Origin of the sequence: Shewanella fidelis ATCC BAA-318 (genome assembly GCF_000518605.1) — a bacterium.
Lineage (GTDB): Bacteria > Pseudomonadota > Gammaproteobacteria > Enterobacterales > Shewanellaceae > Shewanella > Shewanella fidelis.
Genome location: NZ_KI912458.1, coordinates 524,616 through 544,558 on the forward strand (window position 1 = coordinate 524,616; position 19,943 = coordinate 544,558).

Sequence of the window (19,943 nt, forward strand, 5' to 3'; positions counted from 1 at the left end):
TTACTGCTTTGGCTGATTTTATTTTGGGCTTATCAGCTCTGAACAAGATATAAATTTATGTCTCAAGGTTTATCTAGTAAAAAACAGGTGCAATGATTTAGGCCGCAGATTATAAAGCCTGCTCAAACCATGGCAACATAAAGTCGGCAATTATTATCTGTGCTTTTTGATTTGGGTGTATGCCATCTCTTTGCATTAGCGAACTGTCGGTAACAATTTGCTCCATAAAAAACGGCATCAAGGTGACGTCGTGTTCGGCAGCTAGTTCTTTATAGACTGAGTTTATTTGCGACGCATAGCGTGGGCCATAATTCGGCGGCACCATAATTTCACTGAGTAGCACTTTGACTTGCTGGGCTTTTGCCAGCTCAATCATTTTTGTAAGATTATTTTTCAATTGTTTAGGTGGGAATCCGCGCAGACCATCGTTACCACCTAACTCAATCAATAAGATTTTAGGCTGAGAGGATTCAAGCAGGGCGGGCAGTCGGCGTAATCCGCCTGCGGAGGTTTCGCCGCTAACTGAACCATTAATTATTGTGCTATTTGGCATTTTCTCACGTAATAATTGTACCCAGCCTTGATCTTCAGGCATGCCATAGCTTGCACTTAGGCTATCACCTAGGATTAATATAGGGGAAGCACTCAGCCCAAAACTGCTGAAAACTAACAATAAGACTAAACCGCTGAGTCGGTTTTTTAAGTTAAAGAAGGATCCTATGTCTGAAAATAGCGCCATAACCGTAAGCCACCTAGTTAAATCAGTTAATACCCAAGAGGGAGAGTTGACTATCCTCAACGGCATTAATATGGATGTCAAGCAGGGCGAGAGTGTTGCGATTCTTGGTCCCTCAGGTTCGGGGAAGTCAACCTTATTAGGATTGCTCGCCGCTTTGGACTCGCCAAGTAGCGGCTCGATTAAGCTTGATGGCGTGGCACTGGAAAACCTTGATGAAGAGGCTAAGGCTGCACTGAGAAAGCAAAAAGTCAGTTTTATTTTTCAGTCTTTTATGTTGGTCGATACCCTTAATGCATTAGAGAACGTGATGTTACCTGCCGAGCTTGCTGGGGTGGATAAGGCAAAACAAAAAGCCGAGGCCATGTTAGAACGAGTAGGGCTAAGCCACAGGTTAACTCATTTTCCTAATCAATTATCAGGTGGTGAGCAGCAAAGAGTGGCCATTGCCAGAGCCTTTATTTGTGAGCCTAAAGTGTTATTTGCAGATGAACCTACTGGTAATTTGGACTCGGCCAATAGTGACAAAATCGCCGATATGCTGTTTGAACTTAACCGAGAAAGCGTCACTACATTAGTCCTTGTGAGTCACGATATGGAGCTTGCCAGTCGTTGTCAGCGTCAGTTTATTATGGACTCAGGTCGATTAACTGAAAAAGTTTCTGACAGTACTATGGCGCAAAGCGCGGAGCTAACTGAAGAGGCGAGCGCATGGAGCTGAATTTAGCATGGCGTTTATTTAAACGTGAGTTGTCACAAGGGCAATTGATTTTAATTATATTGGCGATCACTTTAGCTGTGCTGTCGGTGACAGGCCTTGCTAGCGTGAGTGAACGTTTGCAGTTAGCCATTAATGGTCAAGCCTCAAAGTTTATTGCTGCAGATAGAATTATTGACTCACCGAATAAAATCGATCCAAAAGTGTTGAGCTTGGCCGATGAGATGGGGTTATCTCAGGTGAGTAGTATGCAGTTTAACTCTATGCTGTATGCCGGAGATGCGTTTCAGTTAGTGACAGTACGGGCGGTGGCTGAGGGCTATCCTTTAAAAGGTGATATCGAACTGAGCACGGGTAAAGCTGACGGATTACCCCAAGCAGATAATATCTGGTTTGAAACCCGCTTAGGTGGCTTGTTGGGTTATCCAGAGCAAATTGAACTTGGTAATGCAAAATTTGCGCTATCGAAAGAGATCATTCGGCTTCCTGATGCCGGTTTTAATCCGTTTGCTTCTTCGCCTGTAGTATTAATGCGTATTGAGGATGTGGTGAAAACTCAGGTGATCCAGCCGGGCAGTCGCGTGACTTACCGCTATCAATTTACTGGCGATGCCAACGCGTTAACAGCATTTGAGCAGCAAGCAAAACCATTACTGAATACCAGTCAGCGCTGGGTAGATGTGCAATCTGGTGACTCTCCAATCGCTGAAGCGGTTAAACGAGCTGAGCGTTTTTTACTATTAGCAAGTTTGCTTGGGATCGCATTAGCCTGCGCAGCAATTGGCATTGCTGCTCAGCGATATTGTCAGCGTCATTATGATGTTGTGGCAATGCTTAAAACATTTGGTGCATCAGCAAAACAGATAAGGGTGTTATTTGGCACCCATTTATTGTTAGTGACAGCTGTTGGTGTATGTTTGGGCTTAATAGGTGGTTTGGGCTTAGATAGGGCGATTACCGCGTTTTTGCCTGAGGAGATCGCCGCTTATAATCCACCAATGATGCGCCCTGTAATGTTAGGTTTAGGAACTGGTTTTATTAGCGCCTTTATGTTTTCTGCCTACCCTTTAATGCGCTTGCTTGCTATTCCGCCTTTAAGGGTGCTGCAGCGTCAGCTTGAAGGTTTACACCTAGGAATGTGGTTGCATTTAGTGTTAAGCCTGAGCGCGATGGCGGTTTTGGGCTATTTGTACTCTCAAAGCTTGGCCTTAACCTTAACTGTGGTTGCGGCAGTATTATTGTTAGGTGTTTTACTGAGTGTACTCGGTTTCTTCATGATCCGTTTGGGTCACAGTGTGGGCATGAAGACCACCAATCCATTGCAGTTAGCGTTAGCAGGCCTTAGACGCAGAGCTAAACAAAATGCGGTGCAGCTGGTGGGATTTAGTAGTGCATTAGTGCTGTTGCTGACGATTTTTGCCTTACGTCAAGACTTACTTAATGAATGGCAGAAGCAGTTACCTGAAAACTCACCGAATTACTTTTTAGTTAATATTGCGCCTGAAGAGACACAACCAATAAGTGACTTTCTAGCCCCCGAGCTTAAATCGGCACCGATCATCTATCCGGTGATTAGAGGCCGTTTAACGGCAATTAATGATGAAGTACTTATTTCAAGGGATCAAAAGCAAGATGGTGTAGAGGGGCGGGTAGGTATTTCACGTGAATTAAATCTGACCTACCGTCAAACAATGCCACCGAATAATGAGATTATTGAGGGTGAGTTTAACCAAGATAAATTCGATGTGTCAGTAGAGTCGGGCGTTGCAGAGCGTCTAGGGCTCTCTCTAGGTGATAGGTTAACTTACACCATAGATAATCAAGAGTTAACCGTGAAGGTTACCAGTATTCGCGCGGTACACTGGGAAACGTTGCAACCCAACTTCTTTATGATTTTCACTAAGGAAGCGCTAGCGCCATTTGCTTATACGTCGATGTCGAGTTTTCATCTTGATGACTCGCAGCGCGGGGTGATCTTGGAGTTGATCAAGCAGTTCCCTACGGTATCCATTATTGATGTTGGTGCTATGGTGAGTCAGCTAAGGCAGATCATTGACCAAGTGTCTTTGTCGTTATCATTAGTCTTGGTGTTGGTGTTACTTGCCAGTGCGCTAGTGATGATTGCCCAAACAGAGGCAGGTATGGCAACCAGACAACGCGAGTTAGCAGTACTGCGCACGTTTGGTGCCTCGGGCTGGTTACTGCGGGCCGCAACCGGGCTTGAGTTTGCATTACTTGGTACCGTGGCCGGGCTATTAGCGGTTATTGTTGCGGAGTTTACGCTTTACCTACTGAAAACTCAGGTGTTTGAGCTTAATGTTTATATGCATTGGCCTTGGTGGGGTATTGCACCTCTAAGTGGCGCTTTGGTGGTGGCATTGTTAGGGATTTGGCGTTGTAGGCAACTGCTGAATAAGTCTTGCGGTGAACTGTTAAAAGGGCATTAATGCCAATAATTAACTGATTAAAGTTAAAAGCAAAGAGGATAACCAAGGGGTTATCCTTTTTTGTTAAGGCTAATGTAATATTTGCTCGAGTGCTGCATCTAACTCAGGGTATTGAAAAGTAAAGCCTGATGATAATGCGTGTTTAGGGGTGACATATTGACCTTCGATAAGCAGGGTCGACATTTCACCTAGAGCGAGCTTGAGGCCAAAGGCCGGGGCAGGGATACACGCTGGACGGTTAACCGCTTTACCCAGTGCTTTAGTAAAGCTTTTATTACTAACAGGGTTTGGCGCTGTGCCATTAAAAATACCAATACAGTCGTTATGCTCAGCGAGGTAAATGATTAAGCGCACCAGATCAGCCTGATGGATCCAGCTCATGCCTTGTTGACCATCAGCTATCGGACCGCCTAGGCCAAGTTTGAAGGCCGGTAACATTTTAGCCAATGCACCTCCTTGACTGCCGAGCACTAAACCAATTCTGAGTATCGCAACCCGAGTTTGCTCACTTTGCGCGCTGAGGGCTTCATCTTCCCAACGTTTGCAGACTTGATGGGTGAATTCCGCCTGAGTTTGTTGATTGACTTCAAAGCTTTCATCTATGGGCTGCAGCTTTTGATCGCCATAATAGCCAATAGCGGATGCGCTAACAAAAGTATGCGGCGGAGTGTCGCTGTGTTTGATTAATTCACTCAATTTGGCTGTGATCGTCCAGCGGCTTTGGCAAATAGCTTGCTTTTGTGCAGCGCTCCAGCGTTTTCCCGCAATAGGTTCACCTGCTAAATTGATTATTACGTCAAAATCATTTAAATCGCTTAGACCATCTAAGCTTGCTAGATATTGATGTTGCCGACCTAGTTTTTCTGCCGAGCGCTCGGGGCTACGAGTGAGAATTGTCAATTGATGCTGCTTTAACGCGTCAACCAGTTGCGTACCAATAAATCCACTGGCGCCAGTTAGTAATATATTCATAGGCTTAAATCTCAGACTTCATAGAGTTAATTGCATATTTATCAGTACGCTACATCTTAGCGGTTAGATCTCTTGTTTTTGATAACGTAGCTCTAGTGATACTGAATCGGCAAAGCGCAATGCGTGTGGTTTATCTATTTCGACTTTGGCAAAGTCAACCCATGCATGGGCACTGGCGATAACTAACACTTGGCTGGTAAGGTTTTCGAGTAAAGAAAAGCGATTGTTTTCAACTAAAGCAATGATCTTTTTTGTAATCGTGCGATAATTCAAAGCATCATCCATATTATCACTGTTTCTCGCTTTATCAGCACAATAATGAATTTCAGTATTTATGATGACATCTTGTTTATTTTGAATTTCGTCTTCTTTAATGCCAATGTAAGTGCGTAATCTTAGGTTCTTAATGCGGATCACGGCGATTTCTGGTTTCATAAAAACGATGTCCCTGTTGTAGTTTATGTTAGAAGCAGTTTATATAACCCTATCAATATTATAGTGAATCAAGAAGGACTTTATTGTAATGACTCGATTCGAGAATCAAGGCGTGGCGTTTAAAGGTTTTGCCATATCTGCATTTATTGTGGTGATTTTGGCAGGCATTAAAGCGGCAAGCCCGATTGTGGTGCCTTTTGTACTGTCAGTATTTATCGCGGTGATTTGTAATCCAGTGATCAGTTGGATGACACGTCATCGTGTACCAAGAGCCCTTGCTGTATTGCTATTAATGGTCTTTATCGTGCTAATGGGCATGTGGTTAGCCTCTGTTGTTGGCACCTCAATTAATGAGTTTTCTAAACAGTTACCGTTTTATCGTGATCAATTGATTGAGCAGTTTTCTTGGATTGTAGAAAAGTTGGCTGCGTTTAACATTCAAATCTCGAAAGATCAGATTTTGGCGTATTTTGACCCTGGGGTAGCGCTCTCAATGACAACCAATATGTTGTCTGGCGTTGGTAGTGTTATGGCCAATTTGTTCTTAATTATTTTGACTGTAGTGTTTATTCTGTTTGAGTCGAATGGCTTTTCGACCAAAATGCATTTAGCACTTGATGATCCTGATATGCGTTTAAAGCAAGTTGACCGCTTTTTACTCTCAGTTAATCAATATATGGTGATTAAAACGCTGGTCAGTTTAGGCACTGGTTTGATAATCGGTGTTGGCTTATATTTTATCGGTGTGGATTATGCGCTGTTATGGGGCGTGATTGCATTTTTGTTCAACTATATTCCTAATATTGGTTCAATCATTGCCGCTATTCCGTCAGTGCTTTTGGCTTTCATTCAACTTGGCCCTGGGGCTGCTGGTGGGGTGGCAGTGCTATATCTTGCGACTAATACCGTAATGGGTAATGCCGTCGAACCTAGATATATGGGTAAGGGATTGGGCCTATCTACCTTAGTCGTATTCTTATCGTTAATTTTTTGGGGCTGGTTGCTTGGCTCTGTCGGTATGCTGTTGTCGGTACCATTAACCATGATTGTAAAAATCGCACTTGAATCCAGTTCTGGTGGTCGTTGGTTGGCAGTGTTGTTGGGCGATGATGTTTCTGAGGAGCAGTTACAAGTGGCCAAGCTAAATGCCGGTGTAGCGACTGAAGAGACAACTTTAGCTATTACAAACAGTGAAGAAAATAAGCAAGACAGTAATTAGTTAACAAGTAAAAGTGAGCTTGATGCAGTTATTTATTGAAGCAGTAAAACAAGTAGAGTTTCCACAAGATGTGACGCGTCTTTTTCATGGGCGCGGAGGGCGTTTTGCGGGCTGTGAGCATTTGTGTTTGGATTGGTTTGCGCCTGTAGTGCTATTAACCAGTTTTAAAGTACTAGAAGCCTCTGAATTAACCCGTTTATGTGAAGCCATTGAGCAACGCTGGCTTGAAGTCAAAGCTGATGAGCCATTAAATTTAGTATTCCAGTATCGCCGAGGCGGTGAAACGCATACTGAGATTATTAAGGGCGAAGTGCCAGAGAAGCATATCGTTACTGAAAATGGAGCGTGCTTTCAAGTGCATTTAATGCGCGGCCAAAATCATGGGTTATTTTTGGATATGGCTAACGGTCGCCAATGGGTGCGTGAGCATAGCGCTCATAAAAAAGTGCTTAATCTATTTGCGTATACCTGTGGCTTCTCTGTTGCAGCGCTGCAAGGCAAAGCGGACGAAGTGGTTAACATTGATATGAGCAAGGGCGCATTATCAATTGGTAAGCAAAATCATATTTTAAATGATTTTAAAGTGGGGGCGCGTTTTCTCGGCCACGACATTTTTAAGTCTTGGGGGAAATTGACCAAACTTGGCCCCTATGAAGTGATCATTGCTGATCCGCCAAGTAATCAGAAGGGCAGTTTTGTTGCGACAAAAGATTACGCCCGTTTACTTAAACGCTTACCTGAGTTGTTAACGGATGATGGCGATATGCTATTGTGTCTAAATGCACCTGAGTTGAGTATCGACTTTTTAATGCAGCAAGTGGCTGAGTTCAGTCCTAGTCTCGTTTTCTGCGAGCAACTAGCAAACCCAGCTGTTTTTGATGATATTGATGCCAACAAAGCGCTTAAGGTGCTTAGGTACAGAAAACGTAGTTAGCATATGCGCTAGCTTAAAAGGCCAAACAATCGTTTGGCCTTTTTTATGGACGAAAAAATAGTTATCGCCGCAATTGATAACAGTGTGTCACATCACTAGATGTTGAGAATGAATGTTGTCTGTATAATTATTGTTCACTAAAAGATAGCTTTTAAGTATTAAACTGAATAAAAAACTGAAAGTCTTTCAGGTTTGTGAACGGATTTTAGTGTTTTTAGTGGGTTTTGTGACTGTTTTTACGTTTTTTGAGTGATTATTTTGAAAGTTTTCTGTAAGTGGTGAGGTTTGGCTGTTATACTCCTCTGTAAGAACAATGCATAGTTGGCATGTTTTTAAAAGAAGGCCAAATGTCACATATCGATGACATGCCTTTGTACCCTATACCTTAATCAAAGATCCGGAGTCATTATGGAAATTCAGGAATATGAAGGCGCATATTACCAACTACAAGACGAGATGTTAGAGTCGCTGCCAGTTGAAATGGACGAAGAAGCGTTTTTAGATTAAGGAAAATCGCGACAGCTCATGTATTTGAGTCTGAAGATAAAATAGCAACCCAAGGGTTGCTATTTTTTGTTTGGATTATCTATTCAATAAAGTTGTATGGATTTATAGCCAGATTCATTCTAGCGCCTCTAGCCATTGACCTGACGCTTTTCCGGTACTATCTCAACGATTACCCAGTTGCCACCGTACTTGTTAAGCCGCAATGTACGATCGTCAACCCAGTGTTTGCCATTTCGTAAGCCCATAATTTTCACAATAACGGTAACGTCATTGGTCGATTTTCTAAAAAAGTCGATATCAACTTCGTCAACTTCCAATTCAACATCTGTCATGCTCAGGTTAAGCACATTACGCTGTACCGAAGCAGCGATATAATAGTGGCTCAAAATCTCTTGTAGTGGCTCGTTAACATAGAGTTTAGCCTTATCCACGCTTTTCTGATTGTAGAGTGCATCTAAGAAGCCTAAAGAGGTGAGCTCTGGTGAACGCATTGAGGGATTGCTGGTGGTTGAAGTGTCATTGTTAACTTGCCCCTCAGGACTACAAGCGACTAAGTTAAAGATAATGAAACCAAATAGAATGCGTTTAATCATATGCTGATTGCTTGAGAGTTTGATGCAGTATTACCATTATCGGAGACTAACGCAACAAAATTAGCCTAGATCCTATCTAAAGCTTGACGTAGTAAGAGATCTAAGGCATATCTGTATGGATGACTCTGAAAGGTTATCCACAGAATCTGTGGATAAGCATGTTGAATACTATTTTTAACATAGCTAACCACTTAATAAATAAAGAGTAAAACCGCTGTTCATTTTTTGACTCACCTTTGTATTACCTTAATAAATCATTCAGATATTTCCATTTCTTTTTGTAAGTGTTAATAAGTAAACGATCTTACGATCTTTTATAACTCTTCTGTTGATAAGTTACTTCTAAATTTCACTCATTTACTTGTGTAATAGAACACTTAGCTGAAATGAGTGTACGGAAAATAGTGATTAGCATCATACCTTAGCAATTCAAGTGAAAGATACGGAATACAATCATACTTAAATATTTCTTTGAGGATTGGTGACTGGCTTAAGTAAGCTGTTGCGAGAGGTGGACGATTAGCAGCTAACGGTTAACTAAAAGCGCAGCAAAACTTCAGATATGAGAGGCATTGTTTCCAAAGCGATCGTAATGTTAATGATTACGAGTAAAAAGTAGATTTACCTGCTAACAACTTTACCTCCCAGATTTTGGAGCCCTTTGGTGTAGTGGCGTATTGATTTGTGGGATTTACTATAGTTGTTGATTAGCAAAAGTCACTTTTAATAAATAACATTTAGTAATCGCAATACCTTCGAATAGTCTTGATCTATGAACCTAAGTGAACATCCGTTAATGAGGTTATGTTTTCCTGTTTCTAGTTAGTGGTTTGAGCGCAAGGATTAGGTAACGAGTTGAGCTATTGATTTATAATCTGTGTTCTTATTTAGGTAAAAATCCTCTTTGCAATCGGAAAATTGCCAGTGTAAAAATATAAGTAAATTAAGATAGAAGAGTCATTAATTTAAATTAATATTTTTAACTAGAGAATAATAAATTTTAATTTTTATGTGATGACAGTGAAAATGCTTGTTGCATCATTCTACTAAGCGCTAGTTAAGGCAACTCTTCCTTGTTAAACATGACAAAGCTAACTTTCAAAGTAGCACTCTTCGACGATATCATTTAGGGGCGACATGTTAAGGTGGCCTGGGAAGTAGTGAAAGGAGTGAAATAATAAATAATAACGGGTAATAAGATTGTTGGTATGTAAATTTACGCTGTATAAGTTTTTATTTTGTTTGGTTTTGTGGGTTATTTTAAATATATGTTGACATTTGTTTTTAAAGCGTGATTAAAATAAAAATAAGCTAAGCTAAGCTAAGCTAAGCTAAGCTAAGCTAAGCTAAGCTAAGCTAAGCTAAGCTTTAATAGTTGTTATGTCGGCTGTAGGTTTGTGTGTAATTGTTGTTTCTCATGCTTAATATAATGAAAATAGGTGTGTTTTATAAATGGTTGTGACCCGCTAAGCTAATGGATTTTTATCATGGAGTGAGCGTATGTTGTTTCGCAAGGAAGTTCTAGAAAATCATACCAATGGATATTATGGGAAAGCTGTTGTAATAACACCTATCCATTATTCAATATTGTTAGCGCTTCTTGTTGCTCTTGTTTTCATTACAGTAATCTATCTTTTTTCTAGTGATTACTCTAAAAAAGAAAAGGTAAAAGGCTACTTGGTTCCCACTCATGGCATTTCAAGAGTTTACTCTCATGTTAGCGGTGTTGTCAGTGAGGTGGCGGTCAAGGAGGGAGATCGTGTTTCTGCTGGAACCATGCTTATGTCGGTTACAAACAATAAGTTTATGGCCAATTCATTAAATTCTGACAAAGAGAAGATCAAAGAACTCAACATTCAGATATCGCTCATAAACGAACAAATATCTCAGTATTCATCCCTGTACCAAGAGAGAGAGGTGAGACTGGAGGGTATTATTAATTTTCTGAAACAAGAGAGAAAAGAATTAAGGCTGCAAGGTGAGTTGCTCAGAGAACGTTTGAAGTTGGCAAAAGTGCGTTTGGCAAGTATCAAGAAGCTTCATAGCAAAGGGAATGCAAGTAAAAATGAAGTGAATGAACAGCTTGATTTTATATTGGATTTACAGCAAAAAATTCAAGAACATAATACTATCGCTTTGAAATCTGAGACTAATATTGCCAATTCGTTAAATGATAAGGCTAGATTGCCATTTGAAAAGCAACAGCAGGTAAGCCAGTTGGAAATCGAGTTGTCAAAACTATCTAATACAAAAGTATCTATTCAAGAAGGAAATAATCTATTGGTGAAAGCACCTATTAACGGCGTTGTTACGTCAATCAAGCTTAATGTTGGCGAGTTCGCATCGAGTGGAGATTATTTGGTGACAATCTTACCGGACGATTCAAAGCTTGAGGCTGAAGTTTATATACCTACAAGAGCCATAGCTTTTGTAAGCGAGGGAGATGAGGTAAACCTAAAGTTAGATGCGTTTCCATTTCAAAAATTTGGCATGGCTACTGGTCGTGTGTCTCATGTTTCTAGAAGTGTTGTGTTTGCATCTGAAACTGCTAGCAAACTTTCTTTTGACGAACCTGTCTATAAAGTATCAATTGAACTTTTAACACAAAATATTAAGGCTTATGGAAATAAAATAGATTTTATACCTGGAATGCTATTGCAAGCAGATATTAATACTGGGAGTAGAAGCCTGTTGGAGTGGGTTTTTGAACCATTGTATATTATGAGAGGGTATTAAATGTACTAAGTGTTTTCATGTACCCTGAAGCAATTTAGCCACACTTAATAGTGGGTGTTACTGGTTTGCTTTGTATATTGTTAACTATGTTGGTTGAACTTGTCGTTTTATTGGCAATGTTAATTGTTTGTTATTATATAATTTTAATAACTAGTATGTATGGTCGTTAATTTGAGGGTGTCGAGGTATGGGGTGACTTATGAAGAAAGTTTTGTCTATTTATTTGTTTGTTTTTTTGTCTTTGGTTTTTTATTGTTTTGCATTTGATTTTTATATTAACTTTGATAGTTTTGCTGCATATCATATAAGTAGTTATTCCATAAAGGCTATAGGGGTCGTAATGGGGGTTGCTATATTCTACTTGCTGCTTTCACTTTTCTTTAGATTTGGTTTTTTTGAACTGTTACTGGGTAAGTTTTATAAGGGGGAAGTATCAGGTTTTAGTAAGTATAGAGTTGTTCCTTTTTCTGTGACTTTTGGGTTGTTATTATCTGAATATATAAGTGTTATCAGTATGCCTGTTTTGCTACTGGTTGTTGGGGAGCTTTTTTATTTGTTTATTATTAATAAGGAGGAAGGTTTTTTGTTTTTTTAATTTTGTATTAACGATGGCCTTTATGAATTAGAGTTAGTTTTACTAACGTTGGAGAGTAATATGGTTGGTGCGCATGGTTGGTAAGTCATTGTGTTTTTTAAGTGTTTCAGTGGTTGTGGGTATATTGGTTGATTGTTCTTTAATTAATTTTAATGATGCTATTTCCAGTCTTATTTCAAAGGAGCTTTTTGGCTACTTGTTAATGGCGATTGGTATGTTAGTGCTTTATGTAAGTATGTCATTTTTATTTAAGCTTGATTTTAAAAAGTTAGTCTTTGGAGGGATGCGGGATAACAAAAACGATCCTTTTCTTGTTAAGTTAAGGTATATACCTCCAACTCTTATGTTTGTTTCATTTTTTACAAGTGGTATCCCATATTTTTTTATACCATTTACTTTTTTAGCTATTACGGAAGTTGGTTATTTATTTTTTATAAGGAAGAAAGTCAATCACAAGGAGATATAATATGAAATTATTAGAAATTGTAGAACAAGATGTTATTTTTGGCGGAGGGGGAGTTAGCAGTGCCCTTCAGGGGGCTGCAGGATCAGCGGTTATGTCAGGAAGTGGCTCGCCAGGATGTGCAGCCCTAGGTTCACTGGTTTCTGCTGGTATTTCCGCTAGCCCAGTGTTTGGTGCTGTTTTTGTTGGAACAGTTACAGGAGTAGCCGTCACCAATGCATGTAATAATCGACCCGGTTACCCGGCTGGATCCCGAAGTGAATCAGGCATGCCTTCCAACGCTAACCGATACTGGCCTTCCACTGAACATTGGAGAGGAGGAGGTGGAGGTGGAATTAATAAGTGGTATATGGATGCTCTATCACAATTCTAGTCTTTAGTATTTAATAAAGCTCCTTAAGTTACTTCAAAAACTTGAAGAGCTTTGTTCTTTTTCAGGAAAGTGTTGGTTTAGGAGTGTAATGTTTTCCCTTTTCACAACAAAAAAATGCCCTGTCATTTACCAGTCTGAAAACAGCGAGTGTGGGATAGCCTGCCTTGCAATGATATCAAGTTTTTATCAGCGAAAAACTAACTTGATTACTTTAAGGAAAGAGCTTGGTTATAGTGAGTCAGGTATGTCTGTTCGGACACTATGTGAGTATGCCGAGCGGATTGAGTTAGACTCCAGGCCATTACAGGCTGCTGTCAGCGAGCTTGGTCAACTTCGTTTACCCTGTGTTTTACATTGGGATTTGAATCACTTCGTTGTTTTAACAAAATACCGTAAGCAATCTGTTGTTATTCATGACCCAGCTATTGGCAAGATAACTTACTCTATTGAAGAGTTTAAAAAACATTATACAGGAATAGCTGTGGAGTTTTTTCCTACAGTTAATTTCACTAAAGAGTCACGAATTTCAGGTTTAAGATTAAGCCCTTTTTGGAAAGCTAGTGTGGGTTTGAAATCGGGGCTATTCAAAATATTTGTGGCTTCTGCACTGTTGCAGCTTTTTGCTCTCGCTTCACCTTACTACATGCAATTGGTTATTGACGATGTGATAGTCAATCAAGATAGAGAGCTACTTGTGCTGTTGTTTATTGCCTTTTTAATGGTGGCAGTTGTATCACTCGTAACCAGTATTTTACGAGACTTAATTGGTTTACATATACAAAGTCACCTAAATATCCAGTGGAGCTCTGGGCTGTTCTCTCATTTAATTAGGTTGCCAATAACTTGGTTTGAAAAGCGCCATATTGGTGATATTGTCAGCCGTTTTGGCTCTCAAAGTGCTATTCAGTCTTTTATTACTTCAACGTTTGTCAGCGTAGTGCTAGACGGGTTAATGGTGATGACAACGTTGATTATGATGTACGTATATAGTCCAAAACTGACATTTATCGCAATTTTGGCTGTTTTGATATATGCACTTCTAAGGTGGGTCTTCTATCGCCCATTCAAGCGGAACTCCGAGGAATTCATTGCTGCATCAGCAAAGGAAGATAGTTTTTTTCTTGAAGGAGTTCGCTCGATTCAAGCGATACGATTACATGGGCATGAAGACAAACGTAAAAATGAATGGCTGTCCCTATATTCGGATGTGGTTAATTTAGGTATAAGGGGGTCTTTGTGGTCTCTAGGTTTTTCATCGGTTAATACCATAGTGCTCGCCGTTGAAAATATGCTTGTTATCTATTTTGCTGCCAACTTTGTAATGGAAGGAGTTCTATCAATAGGAATGATGATGGCTTTTATTGCATATAAAGGTCAATTTTCTTCAAGAGTTAGCGGTCTGATAGATAGCTTTGTTTCATTCAAAATGCTGGATATTCATCTATCTAGGCTTTCGGATATCGCTCTGGAATCGACAGAGGCTAATCGTAAGGGCTTGGGGCTTGCAAATAAAGTGACTGGGCGTATCGAGCTTGAAAACATTAGTTTTAGATATGGGGCTAAATCACCGGTATTGTTTGAAAATGTAAATCTTACTATTGAATTTGGTGACAATATTGCGATAACAGGGGTTTCAGGAAGCGGTAAAACGACGTTGTTAAAAATAATTTTAGGTTTACTAGAGCCGACGACTGGAAGAGTATTATTTGATTGTGTTGATATCAGAAAAATTGGTTTGGTAAAATATAGGGAACTAGTTGGCAGCGTTATGCAAAATGATACTTTATTATCAGGAACTTTAGCCGACAACATTTCATTTTTTGATGAAGTGTATGATCCTTTGAAAGTTGAGCAATCATGCAAACTTGCATCAATACATGATGAAATTGAAGCGCTACCTATGGCTTACCAGACTTTAATTGGAGATATGGGAGTTCAATTATCTGGTGGACAAGTACAACGAGTTTTATTGGCAAGAGCGATTTACCAAAGACCTTACATATTAGTATTAGATGAAGCCACAAGTAACTTGGATGTTGATAATGAGCAACGAGTTAATGCAAGTATTGATCGCTTTCCAGTTACAAGAATTATTGTTACCCACAGGAAATCGACCTTGGAGCATGTGGATAAAGTTTATAATTTAAATACTAATGGTTTGCTAAAGAATTATTAGTTGTATTTTCTGAAGTGGACTGCCTCGAGTTTTATGGACAAATTTCACCTCAGCTTTTGTATAGAAGGTATGATTAGCTATCAGTAACCAATACGTCAGCGATAGATATAAAAAAGCCTGCGATTGCAGGCTTTTTTATAACGGCTTAAAACAAACTAGCTATTAAGCTTGGTCGTTTTGTCCGGCTTGAATCGCAGTTAGAGCGATGGTGTAAACGATATCGTCTACTAGTGCGCCACGTGATAAATCGTTTACTGGCTTACGCATACCTTGCAGCATTGGGCCAATAGAGATTAAGTCTGCACTACGTTGTACTGCTTTGTATGTTGTATTACCCGTGTTTAGATCTGGGAATACGAATACAGTTGCTTGACCAGCAACAGGGCTGTTCGGCGCTTTAGAGCGTGCTACGTTTGGCATAACCGCTGCGTCGTACTGTAGAGGACCATCGATCATTAGATCTGGGCGTTTCTCTTTTGCGATGCGAGTCGCTTCACGTACTTTATCAACATCAGAACCGCTACCTGAACTACCAGTAGAGTAACTGATCATTGCCACGCGTGGCTCAATACCGAATGCAATTGCAGATTCTGCTGATTGAATTGCGATATCAGCTAATTGCTCAGCATTTGGATCTGGGTTAATCGCACAGTCACCGTAGATGTAAACTTGATCAGGCATAAGCATGAAGAAGATAGATGATACTAAGCTAGAACCTGGTGCAGTTTTGATTAACTGTAATGGTGGACGAATTGTGTTAGCCGTAGTGTTTACTGCGCCAGATACGATACCGTCAACTTCGCCTTGAGCAAGCATCATAGTACCTAGTACCATGTTGTCTTCTAATTGCTCTTTAGCAACAACTTCAGTCAAGCCTTTACCGCGACGTAGTTCAAGCATAGCTTCAACATAACGGCCACGAGAAGCTTCTGGATCAACGATTTCTACGCCTTCACCAAGTACAACGCCTTGCTGGCTAGCAATACGCTCGATCTCTTCACGGTTCCCTAAAAGTACACAGCGAGCGATACCACGTTCAGCACAGATAGCTGCAGCTTCGATTGTTCTTGGCTCATCACCTTCAGGTAGCACAACTGTCTTACGTGCAGCACGAGCAAGTTCAGTTAGCTTGTAACGGAATGCTGGTGGCGATAGACGGTGTTCACGTGGAGAGTTCTTAGTGATGCTCTCTACCCAGTTTTGGTCGATGTGGCTTGCAACGTATTCTTGAACTTGTTCAATACGTACTGCGTCATCTACAGGCACTTCGTGATCGAAACGTTGGATGTTTAGCGCTGTTTGCCAAGTGTTTGTGTCGATTAAGAATACTGGTAGGCCAGTTTCGAAAGCTTGCTCACAAAGCTCCATGATTTGTGGCTCTGGCTCGTAGCCGCCAGTTAGCAACAAGGCGCCAACTTTTACGCCGTTCATTGAAGCTAGACATGCAGACACGATAACGTCTGAGCGATCGCCTGAAGTCACGAGTAGTGAGTCAGTTTTAATATGAGTAACCATATTAGGAATGCTGCGCGCACAGAATGTTACTTTACGCATACGACGAGTGTTCATCTCGCCAGCGTTAATAATTTTTGCACTTAAGTGCTTAGCTAGATCTGATGCACGTGGTGCAACTAGGTCTAGGTTGTAAGGTACGCTACCTAAAATACGTAGTGGGCTCTTACCTGGAAGCTGGAACATGCTTGCTGCGTCTGGACGCGGCATTTCGTCATGGTCAAACACTTCTGATAGGTCAGGACGCGCGCGACCTTCGTCATCAACAGGTGCACCAATTTTGTTGATAATGGCACCAATTAGACGCTTGTTGTCTGATCCACCCCAAGAATTATGAGAGATCTCTAGACGGTTCATCAATGCTGTTGGGCTTTCATTACCTGGAGTGGCAACAAAAATGATGTCAGCATCAAGGGCTTTAGCGATTGCATGGTTAACATCGCTAGAGAAAGGGTGGTTACGAGTTTGCACCAAACCTTCAACGATCAAAGTTTCAGTATCATCAGCACATTCTGTCGCGCGAGCAATGATTTGCTCCATCAATACGTCAGTTTGGTCTGCACGAATTAACTTTTCTGCGTGCTCCATCTCGAATGGCTCAAGCGGATTCACGGTAGGAGACTTGCTCAAAATTGTTGTTGAGCGCTCTGGACCGTTATCGTTTGGACGTTGTTGAGCAATAGGTTTGAAAAAGCGAACTTTCACGCCGTGGCGTTCAAGTGCACGTACCATACCTAGGCTGATCGAAGTTAAACCAACTCCGGTACCCACAGGAATGAGCATAATGTTACGAGACATAATGACCTCTTGAAACTGAAAATGTCATACAGAGTATGACGGAAAACTAATCTTGCACTTTGTAGCAGCTAATACAGATGTATTAGCTGCTTAAAGGAACTATGTAGTTACTTAGTTAGTTCGATTGCGTCTTGCGCAATAACCCACTCTTCGTTAGTTGGGATAACCATAGCAACAGTACCTTCATCAGTTGTAATCTTACCGCCGTTACCAAAACGAGCTGCAGCATTACGCTCTTTATCAACGTTGAAGTTGAAGATAGCTAAAGAGTTAAGTACTTTTTCACGGATTAGATCAGAGTTTTCACCGATACCACCAGTGAACACTACTGCGTCTAGACGCTCTAGTGGCACAGTGTAAGAAGCGATGTATTTAGCTAGACGGTAGCAGAAGATCTCTAATGCTAAAGTCGCACCTTTGTGACCGCTTTCAAAACCTTCTTCGATGCCACGGCAATCGTTAGTTAGTTCTGAAATACCTAGTAGACCACTTTGCTTGTTAAGTACTGATTCAACTTCATCTAGTGTGTAACCTAAACGGTTAACTAGGTGGAAGATAACTGAAGGATCAACGTCACCACAACGTGTACCCATTACCAAACCTTCTAGTGGAGTTAGACCCATAGAAGTATCAACACTCTTACCGCCTTTGATTGCAGTAACAGAAGCGCCGTTACCTAAGTGAGCACAAATAATGTTTGTGTCAGCTTCGTCTTTGCCTAATGCAGCAGCAGCTTCGCGGCTGATGAATAGGTGGCTAGTACCGTGCATGCCGTAACGACGGATAGCGTTTTCGCGGTATAACTTGTATGGAAGCGCATAGATATACGCTTTTTCAGGCATAGTTTGGTGGAACGCAGTGTCAAATACCGCTACTTGTGGAAGAGTAGGGAATGACGCCTGTGCAGCACGAATACCGATAAGGTGAGCAGGGTTGTGAAGTGGTGCTAACGTTGCACAATCTTCAATACCTTGGATAACTGTTTCGTCAATAACCACAGAGCGAGTGAACTTTTCACCGCCGTGTACAACACGGTGACCAACAGCTTGGATCTCAGCAGCGATTTCTGGGTGAGCACCAAGAATGTCCTTAACAATGTATTCAACAGCTTCTCTGTGAGCAGTAAAAGCACCTAAGCTTGCTTCACTTTTCTGGCCGTTAACTTTCCATTTGATTCTTGAATCTTCAAGACCAAAACATTCAGCTAGACCTGAAATTTGGTCATCACCAGTTAGCGCATCAATAACGGCGAACTTTAGCGATGAACTACCACAGTTAAGCACCAATACCAGTTTGTTTGACATGTTTAAACCTTTTGCAATAAATAGTGGATCCGTGTGATCCACCCAGTAACTAAACTTCTTATGGCAACTATAGCCGAAGTCCTAAAGTATGCTCTTTAAAAGAGCAAAATTTATGCTTTACTCAGCGCGATGCAATTGGGGCGGCTGAGTGTTTATGCTAAAATTAGGCTGAATTATTATTTATAGGTGCCAGCATTGAGCATTAAAGTTCTTAAAACCTTAGGTGAAGGTCGTCGTTATATGAAGACCTGGCCTATGGTTCGCCAACTCAGTTTTTATTTCCCTGAGTATCGCGTTATGCGAGCTACTAAGCTTGCTCTGCCGTTAATGCCGCTTTTGGCATTGTTGGCTGCCGCAAGTCAATTGTACTTGCATGGCTGGAGTTATTTGCCACAGGCAATAACTATCGCCTTGTTTTTTATTAGCTTGCCTATTCAAGGCTTACTTTGGTTAGGTTGGCGTTCTCGCCATCCATTACCGTTATCCTTACTTGACTGGGGCAATCAGCTGTCAGCCAAGTTAATCCAAATGGGGGTTAACTGTCGCCCACTTGGTGCTAAAGCGTGTTACTTTGATATGGCGCTAATCTTAAAAGCGGCGTTTGAACGTTTAGATGCCAGCTATTGGGAAGAGCTTTAGCGCTGTGTTAATGCCGTTTAGTAAACGGCATTAATTCCCATATCGGTAAATACTTTTTTAATCTGTTCCATGGTTTCGGTACTTGGTGGTGAAATATCATTTAATTGGTATTTCTCTCCCATCGCTTCCCACTTATGTTTACCTAGTTCGTGATAAGGCAGCAGCTCTACTTTTTCCACGTTAGTCATAGGTTTTATAAACTCAGCAAGTGCAACAGCTGATGGAATATCATCGGTGTAGCCACCAACGACCACATAGCGGATCCATGTTTTTTGCTCACGTTTGTGCAGATATTCTGCAAACTGCAACGTACGCTGGTTACTGACATTGGTCAGATCTATATGTTTTTTATCATTAATCTGCTTGATATCAAGCATCACTAAATCTGTGTTATCGAGTAGTTCATCAATAACGGGTGTATGCTTTCTAAGAAAGCCATTGGTATCAAGACAGGTATGTATACCTTCTTTTTTACAGGCTTTAAAAAGCTCAGCCACGAACTCAGCTTGTAATATTGCTTCGCCGCCGCTTGCGGTTACACCACCGCCACTGGCTTCAAGAAAAGGTCGATAACTCATGATTTGACTCATTAAGTCATCGACTTTCATTTCTTTACCGTCGTGTAAGTCCCAAGTGTCGCGGTTATGGCAGTATAGGCAGCGCATTAAGCAGCCTTGCATAAAGGTGATAAACCGTATGCCAGGGCCATCTACTGTTCCAAAAGATTCGATTGAATGAACCCGACCGATAACTGCCATTTTTACTCCTGTTTAGCTGATGCTGCAT

General features: G+C 41.0%; 17 protein-coding genes. 10 read left to right on the forward strand and 7 right to left on the reverse strand.

Translation table 11 applies throughout. The annotated features are described in order from the left end of the window. Positions 1–109: 109 nt before the first annotated feature. A complete protein-coding gene (locus L884_RS0115810) occupies positions 110–739 on the reverse strand; it encodes an arylesterase (RefSeq protein WP_051435653.1) in 630 nt (209 codons plus the stop codon). On the opposite strand from L884_RS0115810, the gene L884_RS22225 reads away from it, so the two are divergent. Together L884_RS22225 and L884_RS0115820 are read left to right on the forward strand one after the other, a co-directional pair. Beyond that, positions 720–1,457: an ABC transporter ATP-binding protein gene (locus L884_RS22225; protein WP_037411021.1), complete on the forward strand. Its 738-nt coding sequence runs from the start codon at positions 720–722 to the stop codon at positions 1,455–1,457. The genes L884_RS0115810 and L884_RS22225 overlap by 20 nt on opposite strands. Beyond that, positions 1,448–3,901: an ABC transporter permease gene (locus L884_RS0115820; protein ID WP_028768408.1), complete on the forward strand. Its 2,454-nt coding sequence runs from the start codon at positions 1,448–1,450 to the stop codon at positions 3,899–3,901. The genes L884_RS22225 and L884_RS0115820 overlap by 10 nt, the downstream gene beginning before the upstream one ends. A gap of 69 nt (positions 3,902–3,970) precedes the next feature. Here L884_RS0115820 and L884_RS0115825 read toward each other — a convergent pair whose 3' ends face one another. Together L884_RS0115825 and folX are read right to left on the reverse strand one after the other, a co-directional pair. Continuing rightward, entirely contained in the window at positions 3,971–4,873 is a 903-nt protein-coding gene (locus L884_RS0115825) for a TIGR01777 family oxidoreductase (RefSeq protein WP_028768409.1), read from the reverse strand. Positions 4,874–4,936: 63 nt separating this feature from the next. Next, positions 4,937–5,308, reverse strand: a complete 372-nt coding sequence (gene folX, locus L884_RS0115830; protein WP_028768410.1) for a dihydroneopterin triphosphate 2'-epimerase — start codon at positions 5,306–5,308, stop codon at positions 4,937–4,939. 88 nt (positions 5,309–5,396) lie between these two features. Between folX and L884_RS0115835 the strand changes: the two genes are divergently transcribed. Together L884_RS0115835 and L884_RS0115840 are read left to right on the forward strand one after the other, a co-directional pair. Then, positions 5,397–6,527, forward strand: a complete 1,131-nt coding sequence (locus L884_RS0115835) for an AI-2E family transporter (RefSeq protein ID WP_028768411.1) — start codon at positions 5,397–5,399, stop codon at positions 6,525–6,527. A 22-nt stretch (positions 6,528–6,549) separates the two neighbouring features. Continuing rightward, complete coding sequence (locus L884_RS0115840) at positions 6,550–7,461, forward strand: class I SAM-dependent methyltransferase (RefSeq protein WP_028768412.1); 912 nt, start codon at positions 6,550–6,552, stop codon at positions 7,459–7,461. 635 nt (positions 7,462–8,096) lie between these two features. On the opposite strand, the gene L884_RS0115850 is transcribed toward L884_RS0115840, so the two are convergent. Further along, positions 8,097–8,561 (reverse strand): hypothetical protein, encoded by a 465-nt coding sequence (locus tag L884_RS0115850; RefSeq protein ID WP_037411024.1) that lies wholly within the window; start codon positions 8,559–8,561, stop codon positions 8,097–8,099. Positions 8,562–10,061: 1,500 nt separating this feature from the next. Between L884_RS0115850 and L884_RS0115855 the strand changes: the two genes are divergently transcribed. The 5 genes from L884_RS0115855 (at position 10,062) to L884_RS0115875 (ending at position 14,904) form a co-directional block, all read left to right on the forward strand. Next, the gene (locus L884_RS0115855) at positions 10,062–11,297 is read left to right on the forward strand and encodes an HlyD family secretion protein (protein ID WP_028768414.1); all 1,236 of its coding nucleotides are present in this window, start codon (positions 10,062–10,064) and stop codon (positions 11,295–11,297) included. 199 nt (positions 11,298–11,496) lie between these two features. Next, positions 11,497–11,892 carry a hypothetical protein gene (locus tag L884_RS0115860; protein WP_028768415.1) on the forward strand — a complete coding sequence of 132 codons (396 nt, stop codon included), beginning with the start codon at positions 11,497–11,499 and terminating at the stop codon, positions 11,890–11,892. A gap of 73 nt (positions 11,893–11,965) precedes the next feature. After that, complete coding sequence (locus L884_RS0115865) at positions 11,966–12,358, forward strand: hypothetical protein (protein ID WP_028768416.1); 393 nt, start codon at positions 11,966–11,968, stop codon at positions 12,356–12,358. A 1-nt stretch (position 12,359) separates the two neighbouring features. Then, a complete protein-coding gene (locus L884_RS0115870; RefSeq protein ID WP_028768417.1) occupies positions 12,360–12,728 on the forward strand; it encodes a hypothetical protein in 369 nt (122 codons plus the stop codon). An 88-nt stretch (positions 12,729–12,816) separates the two neighbouring features. Beyond that, a complete protein-coding gene (locus L884_RS0115875; RefSeq protein ID WP_028768418.1) occupies positions 12,817–14,904 on the forward strand; it encodes a peptidase domain-containing ABC transporter in 2,088 nt (695 codons plus the stop codon). Positions 14,905–15,066: 162 nt separating this feature from the next. On the opposite strand, the gene pta is transcribed toward L884_RS0115875, so the two are convergent. Together pta and ackA are read right to left on the reverse strand one after the other, a co-directional pair. After that, positions 15,067–17,214 carry a phosphate acetyltransferase gene (pta, locus tag L884_RS0115880; protein ID WP_028768419.1) on the reverse strand — a complete coding sequence of 716 codons (2,148 nt, stop codon included), beginning with the start codon at positions 17,212–17,214 and terminating at the stop codon, positions 15,067–15,069. A gap of 107 nt (positions 17,215–17,321) precedes the next feature. Further along, on the reverse strand, positions 17,322–18,518 hold the full coding sequence (gene ackA, locus L884_RS0115885; protein ID WP_028768420.1) for an acetate kinase: 1,197 nt from the start codon (positions 18,516–18,518) through the stop codon (positions 17,322–17,324). A 195-nt stretch (positions 18,519–18,713) separates the two neighbouring features. Here ackA and yfbV point away from each other — a divergent pair, with 195 nt between their 5' ends. Next, positions 18,714–19,157 carry a terminus macrodomain insulation protein YfbV gene (gene yfbV, locus L884_RS0115890; protein WP_028768421.1) on the forward strand — a complete coding sequence of 148 codons (444 nt, stop codon included), beginning with the start codon at positions 18,714–18,716 and terminating at the stop codon, positions 19,155–19,157. 17 nt (positions 19,158–19,174) lie between these two features. Here yfbV and pflA read toward each other — a convergent pair whose 3' ends face one another. Beyond that, positions 19,175–19,915: a pyruvate formate lyase 1-activating protein gene (pflA, locus tag L884_RS0115895; RefSeq protein WP_028768422.1), complete on the reverse strand. Its 741-nt coding sequence runs from the start codon at positions 19,913–19,915 to the stop codon at positions 19,175–19,177. Between the last annotated feature and the right edge of the window lie 28 nt (positions 19,916–19,943).

Bases quoted from the DNA above. Each gene is read 5' to 3' on its own strand.
- L884_RS22225 (WP_037411021.1), top strand. From the start codon at position 720: ATGTCTGAAAATAGCGCCATAACCGTAAGCCACCTAGTTAAATCAGTT.
- L884_RS0115810 (WP_051435653.1), bottom strand. From the start codon at position 739: ATGGCGCTATTTTCAGACATAGGATCCTTCTTTAACTTAAAAAACCGA.
- L884_RS0115820 (WP_028768408.1), top strand. From the start codon at position 1,448: ATGGAGCTGAATTTAGCATGGCGTTTATTTAAACGTGAGTTGTCACAA.
- L884_RS0115825 (WP_028768409.1), bottom strand. From the start codon at position 4,873: ATGAATATATTACTAACTGGCGCCAGTGGATTTATTGGTACGCAACTG.
- folX (WP_028768410.1), bottom strand. From the start codon at position 5,308: ATGAAACCAGAAATCGCCGTGATCCGCATTAAGAACCTAAGATTACGC.
- L884_RS0115835 (WP_028768411.1), top strand. From the start codon at position 5,397: ATGACTCGATTCGAGAATCAAGGCGTGGCGTTTAAAGGTTTTGCCATA.
- L884_RS0115840 (WP_028768412.1), top strand. From the start codon at position 6,550: ATGCAGTTATTTATTGAAGCAGTAAAACAAGTAGAGTTTCCACAAGAT.
- L884_RS0115850 (WP_037411024.1), bottom strand. From the start codon at position 8,561: ATGATTAAACGCATTCTATTTGGTTTCATTATCTTTAACTTAGTCGCT.
- L884_RS0115855 (WP_028768414.1), top strand. From the start codon at position 10,062: ATGTTGTTTCGCAAGGAAGTTCTAGAAAATCATACCAATGGATATTAT.
- L884_RS0115860 (WP_028768415.1), top strand. From the start codon at position 11,497: ATGAAGAAAGTTTTGTCTATTTATTTGTTTGTTTTTTTGTCTTTGGTT.
- L884_RS0115865 (WP_028768416.1), top strand. From the start codon at position 11,966: ATGGTTGGTAAGTCATTGTGTTTTTTAAGTGTTTCAGTGGTTGTGGGT.
- L884_RS0115870 (WP_028768417.1), top strand. From the start codon at position 12,360: ATGAAATTATTAGAAATTGTAGAACAAGATGTTATTTTTGGCGGAGGG.
- L884_RS0115875 (WP_028768418.1), top strand. From the start codon at position 12,817: ATGTTTTCCCTTTTCACAACAAAAAAATGCCCTGTCATTTACCAGTCT.
- pta (WP_028768419.1), bottom strand. From the start codon at position 17,214: ATGTCTCGTAACATTATGCTCATTCCTGTGGGTACCGGAGTTGGTTTA.
- ackA (WP_028768420.1), bottom strand. From the start codon at position 18,518: ATGTCAAACAAACTGGTATTGGTGCTTAACTGTGGTAGTTCATCGCTA.
- pflA (WP_028768422.1), bottom strand. From the start codon at position 19,915: ATGGCAGTTATCGGTCGGGTTCATTCAATCGAATCTTTTGGAACAGTA.